This window comes from Streptomyces sp. NPDC057616 (assembly GCF_042800575.1).
Classification (GTDB): Bacteria; Actinomycetota; Actinomycetes; order Streptomycetales; family Streptomycetaceae; genus Streptomyces.
This window is the reverse complement of sequence record NZ_JBHVGU010000015.1, coordinates 33,621-46,436: the sequence shown is the minus strand read 5'-3', so window position 1 is coordinate 46,436 and position 12,816 is coordinate 33,621. Positions and strand designations below refer to the sequence as shown.

Annotated in this window: 13 protein-coding genes and 2 pseudogenes; 7 read left to right on the top strand and 8 right to left on the bottom strand. The window is 68.8% G+C overall.

Translation table 11 applies throughout. The features are described from left to right. Nucleotides 1-94 precede the first annotated feature (94 nt). Nucleotides 95-907, bottom strand: coding sequence for a SigB/SigF/SigG family RNA polymerase sigma factor (locus tag ACFU97_RS20195; protein ID WP_384258193.1), 813 nt, complete (start codon nucleotides 905-907; stop codon nucleotides 95-97). A gap of 313 nt (nucleotides 908-1,220) precedes the next feature. Then, nucleotides 1,221-1,700: an Asp23/Gls24 family envelope stress response protein gene (locus ACFU97_RS20190; protein ID WP_384258497.1), complete on the bottom strand. Its 480-nt coding sequence runs from the start codon at nucleotides 1,698-1,700 to the stop codon at nucleotides 1,221-1,223. A gap of 153 nt (nucleotides 1,701-1,853) precedes the next feature. Here ACFU97_RS20190 and ACFU97_RS20185 point away from each other — a divergent pair, with 153 nt between their 5' ends. The 6 genes and pseudogenes from ACFU97_RS20185 to ACFU97_RS20160 form a co-directional block, all read left to right on the top strand. Further along, nucleotides 1,854-2,429, top strand: coding sequence for an RNA polymerase sigma factor (locus ACFU97_RS20185; protein ID WP_384258190.1), 576 nt, complete (start codon nucleotides 1,854-1,856; stop codon nucleotides 2,427-2,429). A gap of 667 nt (nucleotides 2,430-3,096) precedes the next feature. After that, nucleotides 3,097-3,441 carry a gas vesicle protein GvpJ gene (gvpJ, locus tag ACFU97_RS20180; protein ID WP_384258188.1) on the top strand — a complete coding sequence of 115 codons (345 nt, stop codon included), beginning with the start codon at nucleotides 3,097-3,099 and terminating at the stop codon, nucleotides 3,439-3,441. Nucleotides 3,442-3,842: 401 nt separating this feature from the next. Next, a complete protein-coding gene (locus ACFU97_RS20175) occupies nucleotides 3,843-4,934 on the top strand; it encodes an SRPBCC family protein (RefSeq protein ID WP_384258185.1) in 1,092 nt (363 codons plus the stop codon). A gap of 329 nt (nucleotides 4,935-5,263) precedes the next feature. Then, nucleotides 5,264-5,767: an SRPBCC family protein gene (locus ACFU97_RS20170; protein ID WP_384258183.1), complete on the top strand. Its 504-nt coding sequence runs from the start codon at nucleotides 5,264-5,266 to the stop codon at nucleotides 5,765-5,767. Further along, nucleotides 5,760-5,885, top strand: a pseudogene (locus ACFU97_RS20165) (NAD(P)-binding protein); the annotation flags it as partial. The gene ACFU97_RS20170 and the pseudogene ACFU97_RS20165, both read left to right, overlap by 8 nt. Before the next feature lie 56 nt (nucleotides 5,886-5,941). After that, nucleotides 5,942-6,192 (top strand): annotated as a pseudogene (locus ACFU97_RS20160) (SDR family NAD(P)-dependent oxidoreductase); the annotation flags it as partial. A gap of 88 nt (nucleotides 6,193-6,280) precedes the next feature. On the opposite strand, the gene ACFU97_RS20155 reads toward ACFU97_RS20160, so the two are convergent. The 6 genes from ACFU97_RS20155 to ACFU97_RS20130 all read right to left on the bottom strand — a co-directional run bounded on the left by ACFU97_RS20155 (nucleotide 6,281) and on the right by ACFU97_RS20130 (nucleotide 12,023). Then, nucleotides 6,281-7,882 carry a SpoIIE family protein phosphatase gene (locus ACFU97_RS20155; protein WP_384258181.1) on the bottom strand — a complete coding sequence of 534 codons (1,602 nt, stop codon included), beginning with the start codon at nucleotides 7,880-7,882 and terminating at the stop codon, nucleotides 6,281-6,283. Beyond that, nucleotides 7,879-9,240 carry a sensor histidine kinase gene (locus ACFU97_RS20150; RefSeq protein ID WP_384258495.1) on the bottom strand — a complete coding sequence of 454 codons (1,362 nt, stop codon included), beginning with the start codon at nucleotides 9,238-9,240 and terminating at the stop codon, nucleotides 7,879-7,881. The genes ACFU97_RS20155 and ACFU97_RS20150 overlap by 4 nt, the downstream gene beginning before the upstream one ends. A gap of 98 nt (nucleotides 9,241-9,338) precedes the next feature. Continuing rightward, nucleotides 9,339-10,400, bottom strand: a complete 1,062-nt coding sequence (locus ACFU97_RS20145; protein WP_384258179.1) for an ATP-binding protein — start codon at nucleotides 10,398-10,400, stop codon at nucleotides 9,339-9,341. Then, nucleotides 10,388-10,744: an ATP-binding protein gene (locus ACFU97_RS20140; RefSeq protein WP_384258493.1), complete on the bottom strand. Its 357-nt coding sequence runs from the start codon at nucleotides 10,742-10,744 to the stop codon at nucleotides 10,388-10,390. Before ACFU97_RS20140 ends, ACFU97_RS20145 begins: the two co-directional genes overlap by 13 nt. Nucleotides 10,745-10,806: 62 nt before the next feature. Beyond that, complete coding sequence (locus tag ACFU97_RS20135) at nucleotides 10,807-11,175, bottom strand: STAS domain-containing protein (protein WP_384258177.1); 369 nt, start codon at nucleotides 11,173-11,175, stop codon at nucleotides 10,807-10,809. After that, nucleotides 11,172-12,023 carry an STAS domain-containing protein gene (locus ACFU97_RS20130; protein WP_384258175.1) on the bottom strand — a complete coding sequence of 284 codons (852 nt, stop codon included), beginning with the start codon at nucleotides 12,021-12,023 and terminating at the stop codon, nucleotides 11,172-11,174. The genes ACFU97_RS20135 and ACFU97_RS20130 overlap by 4 nt, the downstream gene beginning before the upstream one ends. Nucleotides 12,024-12,215: 192 nt before the next feature. Here ACFU97_RS20130 and ACFU97_RS20125 point away from each other — a divergent pair, with 192 nt between their 5' ends. Next, on the top strand, nucleotides 12,216-12,707 hold the full coding sequence (locus ACFU97_RS20125) for an ATP-binding protein (protein ID WP_384258172.1): 492 nt from the start codon (nucleotides 12,216-12,218) through the stop codon (nucleotides 12,705-12,707). Nucleotides 12,708-12,816: the final 109 nt, after the last annotated feature.

Below are 12,816 nucleotides of genomic sequence, written 5' to 3'. Positions count from 1 at the left end.
CGACCGGTGGCGAAGGCTGGTGCAGTGGAGCGCGCTCAGCATTCACGCCAGTCGCCCTTTGCGGCGCGGGTGAGCGGGACAGGCCACAGAAAACTCATGTGGGAAGCAGACCCGTGCGGAGCTTGGCGAGGGTCCGGGTGAGCAGGCGCGATATGTGCATCTGCGACAGATTCAGTTCGCGGCCGATCTCCGTCTGGGTCATCTCCCGGCCGAAGCGCATCTCGATGATGGTCCGTTCCCGCTCGTCGAGATGCTGCAGCAGAGGACCGAGCGTGTGCAGGTCCTCGAAAAGGTCCAGGGCCGGGTCGACATCGCCCATGGTGTCCGCGTACTTGGGTCCGTCGTCGCCGGATTCGTCGTCTCCGCCCGGGGTGTCGATGGAGCCGGCGGTGTAGCCGTTGGCGGCCACCAGGCCCTCGATGACCTCGTCTTCGGTCAGGTCCAGGTCGGCGGCGAGTTCCTTCACCGTGGCGGTGCGGTTCAGGGCCGTGGCGAGGCTTTCCTTGCTCCTGGCGAGGTCGACGCGGAGTTCCTGCAGGCGCCTGGGGACATGGACGGCCCAGGTGGTGTCGCGGAAGAAGCGTTTGATCTCGCCGACGATGTAGGGGATCGCGAACGAGGTGAACTCGACCTCGCGGGACAGGTCGAACCGGTCGATGGCCTTGATCAGGCCGATTGTGCCGACCTGGATGACGTCCTCCGTGTCGCCGCTGCCCCGGTTGAGGAAGCGGCGGGCCGCGAAGGAGACCAGGGACAGGTTCATCTCGATGAGCGTGTTGCGGGCGTACTGGTACTCGTGGGTGCCCTCCTCCAGCTCGTGGAGCCTGTCCAGGAACAGCTTGGACAGCACGCGGGCGTCCCGGGGAGCGACCTTTGCGCCGTCCTCGATCCACGGCAGGTCATCCATGACCTCTGGCGTTTCCGTGCTGCAGGCGGATGCTTCGGGGGCGTTCACGCAGGACGTCACGGTGCCGCCTTAGATGGAAAGCAGGGTGAGCGTCTCCTGCCCGCTCCCACCGGGTATATGTCAGCGCGAACCTCACCAATCCGGCCCAGTCGAAATACCCGGCTCGGGCAGCGCGGCTCTGTGCTCCCTAGGGCTGCCGCCGTAAGGTCCTCGTCGTCGTCCATGACGAAGAGATCCTTGTGTGCTCACCCGGCTCGGGAACGTTCGCCGCCGCCGGTGCGGACGCCTGCCACGTCGAGAACGCGGGAGCCGGTCACCTCACACGGCCTTCGTCCGGTTCGGTGTCGTCCTCCTCGTCGGGGAGGTGGACGTCGTTGACGGTGATGTTGACCTCGACGACCTCCAGGCCCGTCATTCGTTCCAGGGCGCTGATGACATTGGCGCGTACGTCGCCGGTGACGTCGACGATGGAGACGCCGTAATCGACCACGACGTCCAGGTCCACCGCGGCCTGGCGCTCGCCGACCTCGACCTTCACTCCTCGGGCGACGCCTCCGCCTCCCGCGCCGGGTACGCGTTCCCGCATGGCGCCCAAGGCGCGGGCCATCCCTGCTCCGAGGCTGTATATGCCCGGTATCTCGCGGGCGGCCATGCCCGCGATCTTGGCCACCACGCCGTCCGCGATGGTGGTTTTCCCTCGTGTCTCGGCCTGAGCTGCGGCACCGGTACGGCCTTTCAGCGCACTGACACCCGCGTCGGGCCTGCTGCCGGCCGTGGTGATGTTGTCCGTCATGGCGGTCGCCTCGATCGGTCGGTGGGACACCTGCGTGGTGCCCGTCGCAAGGTTGGACATGGGGGACGACGTACTTCGCACACGCATCGAACGTGATGTGCGTCACATGCGAAATTGTGGGGACACGGATGGTCCGAGCCCTGCGGGAGCGCTATGACCGAACGCACTGTTTGCCCACCACCGGACCGCGGTCTGCCGGACGGACTGCTGGCTCTGCGCGCAGCCGAGGGCGACGAGGAATCCTTCGCCGTTCTCGTTCAGCGGCACGGGCGGTCGCTGCTGCTGCTGGCCCGTCGCCTGCTGGGCAACCCTCAGGATGCCGAAGAGGCGGTTCAGGACGCCTTCTTCAGCGCCTGGCGGCGGCTTCCGGAATTCCGCCGCAGCGCGGAGTTCCGCACCTGGATGTACCGCATCACTGTCAACCGCTGCCTGACCATGCGCCGGCGCCGATCGCCGTCCCTGCGCCTGGACGCCGTCGCCGAACCCGCGACGGGCGACGCGTGGAGCGAGCCCGCACGGTCCGCCGAGCAGGCGGCTGCCACTTCCGCGCTGGTGCGCGCGCTCGCCGAACTTGACGCCGGGCAGCGTACTTGCTGGATTCTGCGGGAAGTGCAGGGCCTGCCCTACAAGGAGATCGCCCACGCGACGCGGAGCAGTGAGCCGACCGTGCGCGGCAGGCTGTTCAGAGCGCGCAGGTCCCTACAGGAGGCGATGGGGCCATGGCGCTAGGCGACCCGCACACGCGGCCTTCCACATCGCACGGGATGACGGGCTGCCACGCGCACCGCGGTGGTGGGGTCCGAACACAGACAGTGACACGGTCATGGGCGGCGCGGCTGCGTACCCGCCGTTGAGTGAACAGTTGTGTGATCGCTACCCGGGTACGCGGGCGTCGGTGTCCGGCCAGGTCACGTGTCGAATCGTGCCGCAGGGAACGGGATTCCGCCACGTCCTGGTGGGTCGCCGAGTGCGGGCGGGGCCCTCTCCGTGATGTGGGGTCCGGGGGCACGGTTTTCGCCTGTGCGAATCGATGCGCGGCCTCAAAAACAGGTCTCACGCGTTTGTGCGGCTGGAACAGGGAACTCGCCTGTAGTGGTCGGTCCAAACCCGTCACGTGCAACGCGTTCACAGAATTCGCCCAAGCAATCACAGAGCGACGGGATGCAGGGCCGACCGGAGCCCGATGGCAACGCCCCGCACGGGCGCCACCGGTCGCCGACCTCGCCGACCTCACCGGCCTGTCCGGCCGCATCCGTGTCGTCCTTCGAACGCGCGGAGGGCCGGGAGCGGAGATCGACTCCCTGGACATCGTGAGTGTTGACCCAGACCGGTCGGGCGGTGGAGGGAATGCCGTTCTTCCGCACACATTCCCACAGACAAGGGAGGAGCGGTCGGTATGACCGTGGTCCCTGCACCGCAGACCGGAGGCCGTGGCGGCTCCAGTGGCTTGTACGACGTCCTGGAACTCGTCCTCGACCGGGGGCTTGTCATCGATGCGGAGGTGCGCGTCTCCCTCCTCGGCCTCGAGATTCTGAAGATCGACATACGGGTCGTCGTCGCAAGCATCGACACCTATCTGCGCTTCGCGGAGGCGTGTAACCGGCTCGACCTGGAAGCCGGTCCGCACAAGAGCCCCGGACTTCCCGACCTGTTCGGCGAGATCACCGACTCCGGCGGGCGGGACACACCGAAGGGGGCCCGCACGGGAGCCGCTACAACCAGGTCGGATCGTTCGAGGTAGGCGAGTGAGGGCCTCACCGAGATGCTGCGTGCCCGCACCGGCAAAGCTCCTCGACGACGACGAGGAGGAATCGGAGGAGGAGGAAGACTAGGCCGCCGAGTCGGCGGAGGACTCGGGCAGTGGCGAGGCCGACGAGAACGAGGCGCCCCCGCCGCGCGAGGCGATGAAGAGGGCTTCGTCCAGGAAAGGGACCGCCAAGCGGCTCGCGGACACGAAGGCCTCCGGCAAGACAACCTCAGACAGGACCTCAGGCAGAAAGACCTCAAACAGGAAGATCTCAAACAGAAAGACGGCGACGCCCGCCAGGAGGAGCGCTCCGGCGCTGAAGGCTCCCGCGGGGAAGGCCGCCGCGAAGGAACGGCGCGCGGCCAGCGTCCGGCCGGTGAAAGGAGGCGGTGACGATGGCAGACGACGTCGGTTCCGCGAACGGCAAGTCCAAGGGCGGGGTGTCCCAACTCGCCCGAAGCGAAGCGGCCAACCACCTCAAGGAGGAGTTGCAGGGCTATCTGGCAGCTCAGGCCGAGCGGATGCTCGCCGGCGCGGGGCGGAAGCTCGGCGAGACCACCGGCAGGCTCAACGACATCGCTGAGGGCAACAGTCCCGGTATCGGCAAGATGGCACTGGAGGGCGGACGCAAACTCGCAGAGGGCGACGGCCCGCTGCGCTCCAGCCTGAAGTCGGGCGCCGGCCAGGCCAAGGAGAAAGTCGGCAATGCCTTCAAGGGGCTCACCGGAGGCAAGAGCAAGCGTAAGCGCCAAGGGGGGAACAAGCCCACCGTCATCATCGAGTCCGTAGACGTCGGGGTACCGGTGCGGACTGCCTACGATCAGTGGACCCAGTACCAGGAGTTCAGCACCTTCGCCAAAGGCGTCAAGAGTGTGAGCCTTGACGACGAAACCACCACCAGCTGGAACCTGAAGGTGCTCTGGTCGAGTCGCAGCTGGAAGGGACACGTCCTCGAGCAGGTACCCGACTACAAGATCCAGTGGACCTCGGAGGGCGACAAGGGCAGCACCAAGGGCGTCATCACCTTCCACGCTCTCGGTGACAACCTCACGCGCCTGCTGCTGGTGATGGAGTACTACCCCAGTGGCTTCTTCGAGAAGACCGGCAACATCTGGCGCGCACAGGGCCGTCGGGCTCGCCTGGACCTCAAGAACTTCGACCGCTTCATCACCCTCAAGGGCGAGGCGGAGGAAGGCTGGCGCGGCGAGATCGACGACGGCGAGGTCGTGCGCACCCATGAGGACGCGATTGCCGAGGAGGAAGAAGACGCCGAGGAGGAAGAAGAAGAGGGACCTGAGGGCGAGGACACCGAGGAGGAGCCGGAGGACGAGTACGAGGACGAGGACACCGAGGACACCGAGGAGGAGCCGGAGGACGAGTACGAGGAGGACGAGGACTACGGCGACGAGGAAGAAGAGGAGGAGGACGAAGAAGAGCCTGACGAGCGCGAGGCCGAGCGGCCCCGCGCGGGCGCGCGGCGGCGATGACGTAGGCACCGGCCATCTGGGCGGCGGTGTACGGGAATGTGACGACTTCCGTGACCCGTCGCTCGACTTCAACTACGCGGCGGACAAGGCGTGATCGTCGCCGCCGAAGCAGCGCTCGGAACATCCGGCGTGCGCTGTGCGTGCAGGAGCTGCAGTGAGGCGCGTACGTGGGCCGGTGCGGCTGGACGACAGACAAGCCTGAGGCCGCCGACCATGGCTGTCCGCTTCAAAGGGCACGTTCACCATGGCGGCCCGCGCGGAGCGCTTCTCTGATTGACCGCCATCGATGTGGGCACTTGGCGATGAACCTGAAGACCCGGGAGGTGCCCGTGGCAGTTAGGCATCGGCTGGTCAAAGCCAGTCCACAGAGGGTGTGGGCCGTTCTGTCCGACGGCGACCGCTACACGGAGTGGGTGGTGGGAACCTCGGCGTCATGGCAGACGCGTGGGCGCTGGCCGGAGGTGGGCGCCGCGCTCTCCTACGTGGTCAGGCTCGGCCCGGCCCGTCTGACCAACGAGACGATCGTACGGCGGTCCGAGGAACCCACGGTTCTGGAGCTGGAGGCGAACGCGGGCGCGCTCGGGACGGCACGGATCGCCTTCGAGTTGCGCCCTTGGGGCCGGCAGTGTCTGGTCATCGTGGACGAACACCCGCTGGGCGGGGTCGGCGGCCTGATGCACAACGTGGCAGCGGAGGTCGTCATCCAGCTGCGGCACCGTGCCATGCTGGCTCGCCTCGCCGGTATCTGCGAGAAGGAGGAGCAGAGCACCGACGAGGATAGGAGCGCGGTGTCCGCGGCCGGGCCGGGCGCTCGGAGAGCCGGTGATGCCTGACGCGGTGTCATCGGGGCCTGGACCCAACGGACCGGTGGCGGCGAACCTTCTCGCCGACGCAGGCTGGAGCGTGGACGTCGTCGAGGAACAGCGCGACCCGGGCGGCGCCGTCCGGCACCGGGGACGCGGCGGCCGGTGGGGAGAAGGAGCTGAAGAAGTCGGTGACGAAATCGGGGTCCACACCCGACGAGTACGGACGGCTGGCAGAGGGACATCGACGTCAACCTCACCGGCAGCGCACTGACCGCGCACGCGTTCCTGCCCGACCTGAGGCGGACAGCCGATTACCACCTCCCGGTCGCCTCCCTCGCGGCGTTCGGAGCCGCCCCGATGATGAGCGCCTACTGTGCCTCGAAAGCCGGCGTGGAAGCCTTCGCCCGCCCCTGCGCGTCGAGTTGGCACAGCGCGGGACACGCACCGCTCTCCGTGCCGTAAGAGCCCTTCGTCCTGACGTAGTCGGCAGTCGCCGGCTCCTGTCGTACGGGGCCTTCGCTGTTGCCGGCCTACGGCTTCTCACGTGAACAGGGCCGTGAGCAGGGCGATGTCGTCGTCCTTGTGCTGGCCGAACCGGGTGAGCAGCAGATCGCAGATCTCTTCGAGATCCGTCGGCCCGTGGGTCACGGCGTCGCTGAACTCGGCGAGGCTGGTGTCGAGATGGGTGGTGCGTACCTCGACGAGTCCGTCCGTGACCATGAGCAGGCGGGTGCCCGGCGGGGCCGGGAGGACGGTGGGCGGGGGATGGGGGAGTCCCAGGCCCAGCAGCGGACCGTGCGGGTGGTGGAAGCGCGGTCCTTCCCGCGGGTCGATCAGCAGTGGGGGGATATGGCCGGCGTTGGCGATGTGCAGGCGACGGTCTGGGGTGACGAGGACGAGGCAGAGGGTGACCGTGACGCCGGGCTGGGACTGGCCCAACAGCGTTTCCAGGCGTTGCAGGACGTGGTGGGGAGGGTGGCCTTCGATGGCGTAGGCGCGCAGTGCGTGGCGTACCTCGCCCATCACGGTCGCGGCCGTCAGCGAGTGGCCGACGACGTCTCCGATGGCGAGCAGCAGGCCGTTGACCGTCTGCACCGCTTCGTAGAAGTCGCCGCCTATCTCGGCGTGTTCAGAGGCGGGGAGGTAGCGGAAGGCCAGTTCGACGCCCGGGACGGTCGGCATCTCCTTGGGGAGGAAGGAGCGTTGCAGGGCGAGGCCCAGGGCGTGCTCCTCGTTGTAGGTGCGCAGGGCTTCGAGGGCGAGTGCGCCGGCGTTGGCCAGTTGCTGGAAGAGCTGCTCGTCGTCGGCACCGTGCAGGGCGGTCGCGGGAACGGCCAGGCAGACCGGGGGACGGTTGCGCTTGGTGCGGGAGACCGCGAGAGCGATGTCTCCGCGGAGGTGGTCGGCGGGCAGCAGGGCCCGCCACTGGTCGGCGGGCATACGGATGACCGTGACGCCTGTCTCCTGGTTCAGGCAGCGGGCCGCCAGCTGGTCCGGGAGGCCGGGCGGGGACGGGTGGATGCGTACGGCGGTCTCCGGGCCGTCGATCATGCTGTGGACCGCTTGCGCCTGGGGCGAGAGGAACACCGCGCTGGCCGGACTGGCCAGGACGGCCGCCGCGCCACCGGTCGCCGCCGACGCGAAGGAGTGGAAGCCGACCGCGCTGTAGACGTCCAGCGTCGCCCTGTTCAGGGCGATCAGGCGACGTGTGAGCCGTTCGGCGCGTTGGCGCGCCCGGGCGTAGCGCAGCGTGGCCGTGACGGTGGCGAGGAGTTCGCCGGGGTCGATGGGCTGGTCGAGGTAGGCGTCGGCGCCGCGGCTCAGTCCCTCCGCATGGTCGTCCGGACTGGTGGCGGCGGCGGAGATCTGGATGATCGGAAGGTGGGCCGTCCGCGGGTCGCTCTTGAGTCGCTCGCTGACTTCGAAGCCGCTCATGTCGGGCAGCCGGACGTCGATGATCGCGAGATCCGGAAGCGGGCCCGGCGCGGTGTCGAGACGCGTGAGGCCCTCCTCGCCCGTGACGGCGCCGATGACGGTGTGCCCCGCCCGCCGGAGCCAGCTGGTGAGGATGTAGCGATTGGTCTCGTTGTCGTCGATGACCAGCACGGTGGCCGGCAGGAGGTCCTGGACGCCATCGGTCACGGCCTTTTCCTCCCGGCGTCGGGTTCGTTCATGTGGACGTGACCGAGATCCGGCAGTCGTATCTGCACCTGGGTGCCCACTCCCACGGTGCTGGTCAGGGTCAGGGAGCCGCCGAGCAGTTCGGCGAGCGTACGGGCGTAGGGCAGACCGAGGCCGGTGCCGGGCCGTTCCTTCTGGTGGGGGCCGCGTACCTGGTAGAACGCCTCGAAGACACGGTCGAGTTCGGCGGGAGGTATGCCGACTCCCGTGTCGGTGACGGTGAACAGGACCGCGGGGACCGCTGGTTCGGGGTCGGCGGTGACGGCGAGGCGCACCTCGCCCTGCTCGGTGAACTTCAGGGCGTTGGACAGGACGTTGCGCAGGATGTGGACCAGGAGGGTCTCGTCGGTCACCAGGGCCGGTTGCCGCTGAAGGCCAGGGACGACCAGCGTGACGGCGTCCCGGCCGTGGCTGCTCAGGAGGAGCCTGCTCAGGTGGGCGACGAGCAGGCGCAGGTCCACGGCTTCCGGATGGATCTCCAGGTGGCCGGCCTCGGCCTTCGCGACGTCGAGGAGGTCATTCACGAGCGACAGCAGCGAGTGGCCGGAGGACGCGATGAGTTCGACCTGTTCTCGCTGCTCTCCTGTGAGGGGCGGTGAGCTGGGGGCCAGGAGCAGCCGGGAGAGCGCGACAACGGAGTTGACCGGGGTGCGCAGTTCGTGGCTGATGTTCGTCCAGAACCGCGTCTTCGCCTCGCCCGCCTCCTGCAACTGGTGGCGCTTGTCGTCCAGTTCGGAGTGCAGTGCGAGGACACCGCTGTTGGTGGTCTCGAGCTCCTCAGTGAGTTCCGAGTACAGGGCGAGTACTCCGCGGTTGGTCTCCTCCAGCTCTTCGTTGAGCCGTCGGAGCTCTTCGCGCTGGGCGCGGGTCTCCTCCAGGGTGGCGATCAAGTCTCTTGTCTGTGCCCGGAGATCATCCGCTTCGGTGCTTCGGACCCCGTCACGGAGCACCTCTGCGAGCAGGATGTGCTGCTCGGTCGGCCTGTCACCGTCCGTAGGGAGCGGTTGGGTGATGACGACACGGCCGGCCTCGGCGTCGACCTGCACGAGTTTCGCCGCCAGATCGAGTGTGTCCTGAGCCGGCGGCGGGCCCCCGCTCCAGGTGAACGTGACGACGAGGGACGTCGGTTGTGTCTCCGGGACCAGGCCGAAGGAGACCTCGAGATCGAGGCATTCGAGCCGGTCCCTTCCGACTTCGCTCAGTGCGGTCGCCAGCCGCACCTGGTCCTGGCGCTCCAACGCCATTGCGGCGGCTGCCTGTTGCGCGCGGCGCCGCAGGCCGAACACGTCCTGGGTGGAGGACAGGCTGAAGAACGTCAGCCGGCCGGCCGAGGCGGGCGGGCGCTTCCGGCGCGGTGCGTCGCCGTGAAGGTTCGGCTCAATGGCATCGGCCGCCCCGCTCACCCCCTCGTCCTCGGTCACCAGGCCCCCTTGACGACGACCACGCTCGCGTCGTCCCGTCGCACACCTGCTTCGCGGAGCAGGTGGCCCGCCATGACGAGCGGTGAGTGGCGCAGCAGACCTGGCAGGGTGTCGTGGTCCCAGCGTTCGGTCAGTCCGTCGGAGTGCATCACCAGTGCGCCGTGGTCGGGCAGGGGTTCCTCGAACGTCCGCAATCGTCGCATGTGCGCGCCGACGATTCCCGGGGACGACAGCAGAGCGCGGCGTGGTCCGTCGCCGATGAGGAAGCCGCTGACGTTGCCGATGCCGCAGTACAGCACCCGGCCGGCGGCGGGTTCGATCCGTGCCACGGCGACCGCCCCGCCCCGAGTCCCCCGCAGGGCCGGGTGAACGGCGTCGAGGACGCCCGCCGGGCTGAGGTCGTGTGTGCCGTGGAACGCCCTGACCGCCGCCTGGCTGGCGCGTGCCGCGAGCGGCCCGTGGCCCAGACCGTCGCACAGCATGAGCAGGACCACGGGAGGGCCACTTCCGACGGTGACGGTGCGGACGGCCCAGGCGTCCCGGCACACGCTCTCACCGCTGATGGGCCTGGTCACCCCTGCCGCGGGCGAGGTGTCCGGGACGGCCAGCGCGGCTCTGCCGTCGGCGGTGCGCGGCCAGAACCGTGCGGTCATGACCGTTCCGCGGCCCGGAACGGAGTGCAGATCGAAGTGGTCCGCGAGCCGGGAGACCGCTCCCAGCCCGATGCCCAGAGTGCCGGCGCTCGACGTGCCGTCGGCCAGGGCGGCGGCGACATCCGTCATCCCGGGGCCCGAGTCGACGGTGAGGAACTCCACCCCGGCCCCGCCACCGAAACGCACCACGCGCAGCAGCAAGGCCCCGTCCACGGCGTGCCGTTGCAGGTTCGTCGCGGCCTCGGTGACGGCGAGGGCGACCTCGGCGGAGCGGTGGCTGCTGAGGCCGAGGCGCCGGGCCAGCGTTGCCGCCGCGCCGCGGGCGGCGGCCGCCAGCGACGCATCGTCCCGGAACCACGCCACGTCCTCGGCGTCGATGGTGGTCGCGGAGCTCACCGCACCCATTTGATGATGGTCACAACGGTCCCTTCGCCCGGCACAGTACTCAGTTCGAAGTCGTCGACGAGGCGGCGGGCGCCACTCAGGCCGAGCCCCAGTCCGCTTCCCGACGTCCAGCCGTCCGTCATCGCCTGTTCGACGTCGGGGATGCCGGGGCCGCTGTCCTCGAAGACGGCGGCCACACCGCGTCTGCCGTGTGTGCTGACCGTGCCGGCCTTGACGGTGCCTCCTCCGCCGTAGGTCAGCGTGTTCCGTGCGAGTTCGCTCGCCGCGGTGATCATTTTCGTCTGGTCGACCAACGACAGACCGCACCGCTGGGCCAGCGCCCGGATGGACTGGCGGATCTGCACGAGGTCGCCGCTGCGCGCGACGCGATGGACCTGGGGCTCGTCTCCGACGCTCCAGGGCGCCGTCACTGCGAGGCCGAACTGTCGGACCGGCGCAGTTTCGCCAGCCCCTTCTCCAGGTCCAGGGCGGTGCTGACGCCACCGAGTGAAAGGCCCAACTCGACCAGGGTGATGGCCACGGCCGGGCGCATGCCGACGACCACGGTCCTGGCGTCGAGCATGCGGGAGATGGCGGCCATCGTCGCCAGCATGCGTCCCACGAAGGAGTCGACGATCTCCAGGGCGCTGATGTCGATGACGACGCCCCCGGCCGACTTCGCCACGATCTGCGCCAGGTCCTCCTGGAGGTTGAGCACCGTCTGGTCCTCCAGGTCGGACTGGACGGACACCAGCAGGGTGTCGCCGATCCGCAGGATCGGAATGCGCTCACTCATCGCTGCACACCCTGGTGCGCGATCATGTCCACGCCGGACCGGCGCAGTGCCAGTTTGAGGGCGTCGGCCAGGCTGGCCTTCGTCACGATCCCTTCGAACTCGATGCCCAGTGCCACGATGGTCTGCGCGATCTGCGGGCTGATCCCGGACACGGTGCATTCGGCGCCCATCAGCCGGGCGGCGACTATGGTCTTGAGCAGGTGCTGTGCGACCTGCGTGTCCACCGCAGGAACGCCCGTGATGTCGATGATCGCCTGCTCCGAGCCGGTGTCCACGAGGGCCTGCAGCAGTTTCTCCATCACCACCTGGGTCCGCGCCGAGTCCAGGGTGCCGACCAGCGGTACGGCGATGACCCCGTCCCACAGCCGGACGACCGGTGTGGACAGTTCCAGAAGCTGCTCCGCCTGCGCGGTGATGAGTTCGTCGCGCGTCTGCGTGTAGGTCTCGATCGTGAAGAGGCCCAGACCGTCCAGGATCCCGGCCAGCCGCAGATAGGCGGGCACGTCCGCGGCGGTGCCGCTCTCCAGCACCGGTTCGAGGACCCGTTTCAGCGCGAAGACACTGATGGCGGTCTCACTCGGTGAGAATCCCTGACGGGCCCTGTTCCGTGACAACTCCGTCAGAAGAGCGCGGACTTCGGACATCTGCTCGGAGTGCACATCGATCGCGCCCTGCCGCAGCGCCGCCGCCAACGCCTCGTACAGCTCCCGCAGTTCGCGGTCGAGCTCGGCGGTGCTCACGCGACCGCCCAGTGTGCCCGCCACCTCCGCGACCCAGGCCGAGGCCAGATCCCGGTCGTCGTTCGCCAGGAGCCCCGCCAGGTCAACAGCGTTGTCTCGCTTCACCATGCAGATGCTCCTTCAGTATTCGTATATGTGTGCCATTGCTGGCGCGTGCAGCCTACTGCACCGCGCTGCAGTCGTTTCTTGCACGCTTCGCGCACGCTGCGGTCGAGCACCTGGACTATCCGCGTGGGCGGCACATGGACCGCGCCGTGCAGGGTAACCGGCAGCGGACAACGGGAACGAAGGTGACGAAAAGTGAAGCCTGCCGGCAGTGACGGTGGCGGAGAGCGGCGCCTTCGTACGACGGTCGTCGCCGTCCCGTCGGATGGCGACGACGCGTGCATCGCCGAGGCACGCCACGTCGCGGCGGCCTTCCTCGGTCGCGCCCGGGCCGAAGGCGGCGTGGCCGTGTCCGCCCGGGCCGTGGACGTCACGCAACTGGTGGTCAGCGAGCTGGTCACCAACGCCCGTAGATACGCTCCCGGACCCCTGTGGATGGAACTGCGCATCGCGGACGACGTGGTGGAGGTGACCGTGCAGGACGGCAGTCGTGTGCAGCCCGTCGCCCACCTGACCGATCCCGGAAGGGTCGGCCGGCACGGTCTGGAGATCGTCGTGGCCGTCGCCCAGGCGTTCAGGGTCCGCCTCGAACCGTCCGGCAAGAGGGTGACCGCCACGGTCGCGTTGGGCCACGGGTCGGCCGACGGCACCCGTCGCGCCGGCTCCCCGCCGCCCGGCCCTCGGTGAGATGTGCGGGCTCGCCTGGGCAGGAGGCCGGTGCGGAGCCTGGTGAAGGTGCGGGGGAGGAGGCGGGAGACGCCCATCCGGGACACGTTCAGGTCGCCCCAGCGGCTCA

What these genes read in the sequence shown, in the direction of transcription:
- ACFU97_RS20195 (WP_384258193.1), bottom strand. Translation starts at nt 907, where the DNA reads ATGGATGACCTGCCGTGGATCGAGGACGGCGCAAAGGTCGCTCCCCGG.
- ACFU97_RS20190 (WP_384258497.1), bottom strand. Translation starts at nt 1,700, where the DNA reads ATGACGGACAACATCACCACGGCCGGCAGCAGGCCCGACGCGGGTGTC.
- ACFU97_RS20185 (WP_384258190.1), top strand. Translation starts at nt 1,854, where the DNA reads ATGACCGAACGCACTGTTTGCCCACCACCGGACCGCGGTCTGCCGGAC.
- gvpJ (WP_384258188.1), top strand. Translation starts at nt 3,097, where the DNA reads ATGACCGTGGTCCCTGCACCGCAGACCGGAGGCCGTGGCGGCTCCAGT.
- ACFU97_RS20175 (WP_384258185.1), top strand. Translation starts at nt 3,843, where the DNA reads ATGGCAGACGACGTCGGTTCCGCGAACGGCAAGTCCAAGGGCGGGGTG.
- ACFU97_RS20145 (WP_384258179.1), bottom strand. Translation starts at nt 10,400, where the DNA reads ATGGGTGCGGTGAGCTCCGCGACCACCATCGACGCCGAGGACGTGGCG.
- ACFU97_RS20135 (WP_384258177.1), bottom strand. Translation starts at nt 11,175, where the DNA reads ATGAGTGAGCGCATTCCGATCCTGCGGATCGGCGACACCCTGCTGGTG.
- ACFU97_RS20130 (WP_384258175.1), bottom strand. Translation starts at nt 12,023, where the DNA reads ATGGTGAAGCGAGACAACGCTGTTGACCTGGCGGGGCTCCTGGCGAAC.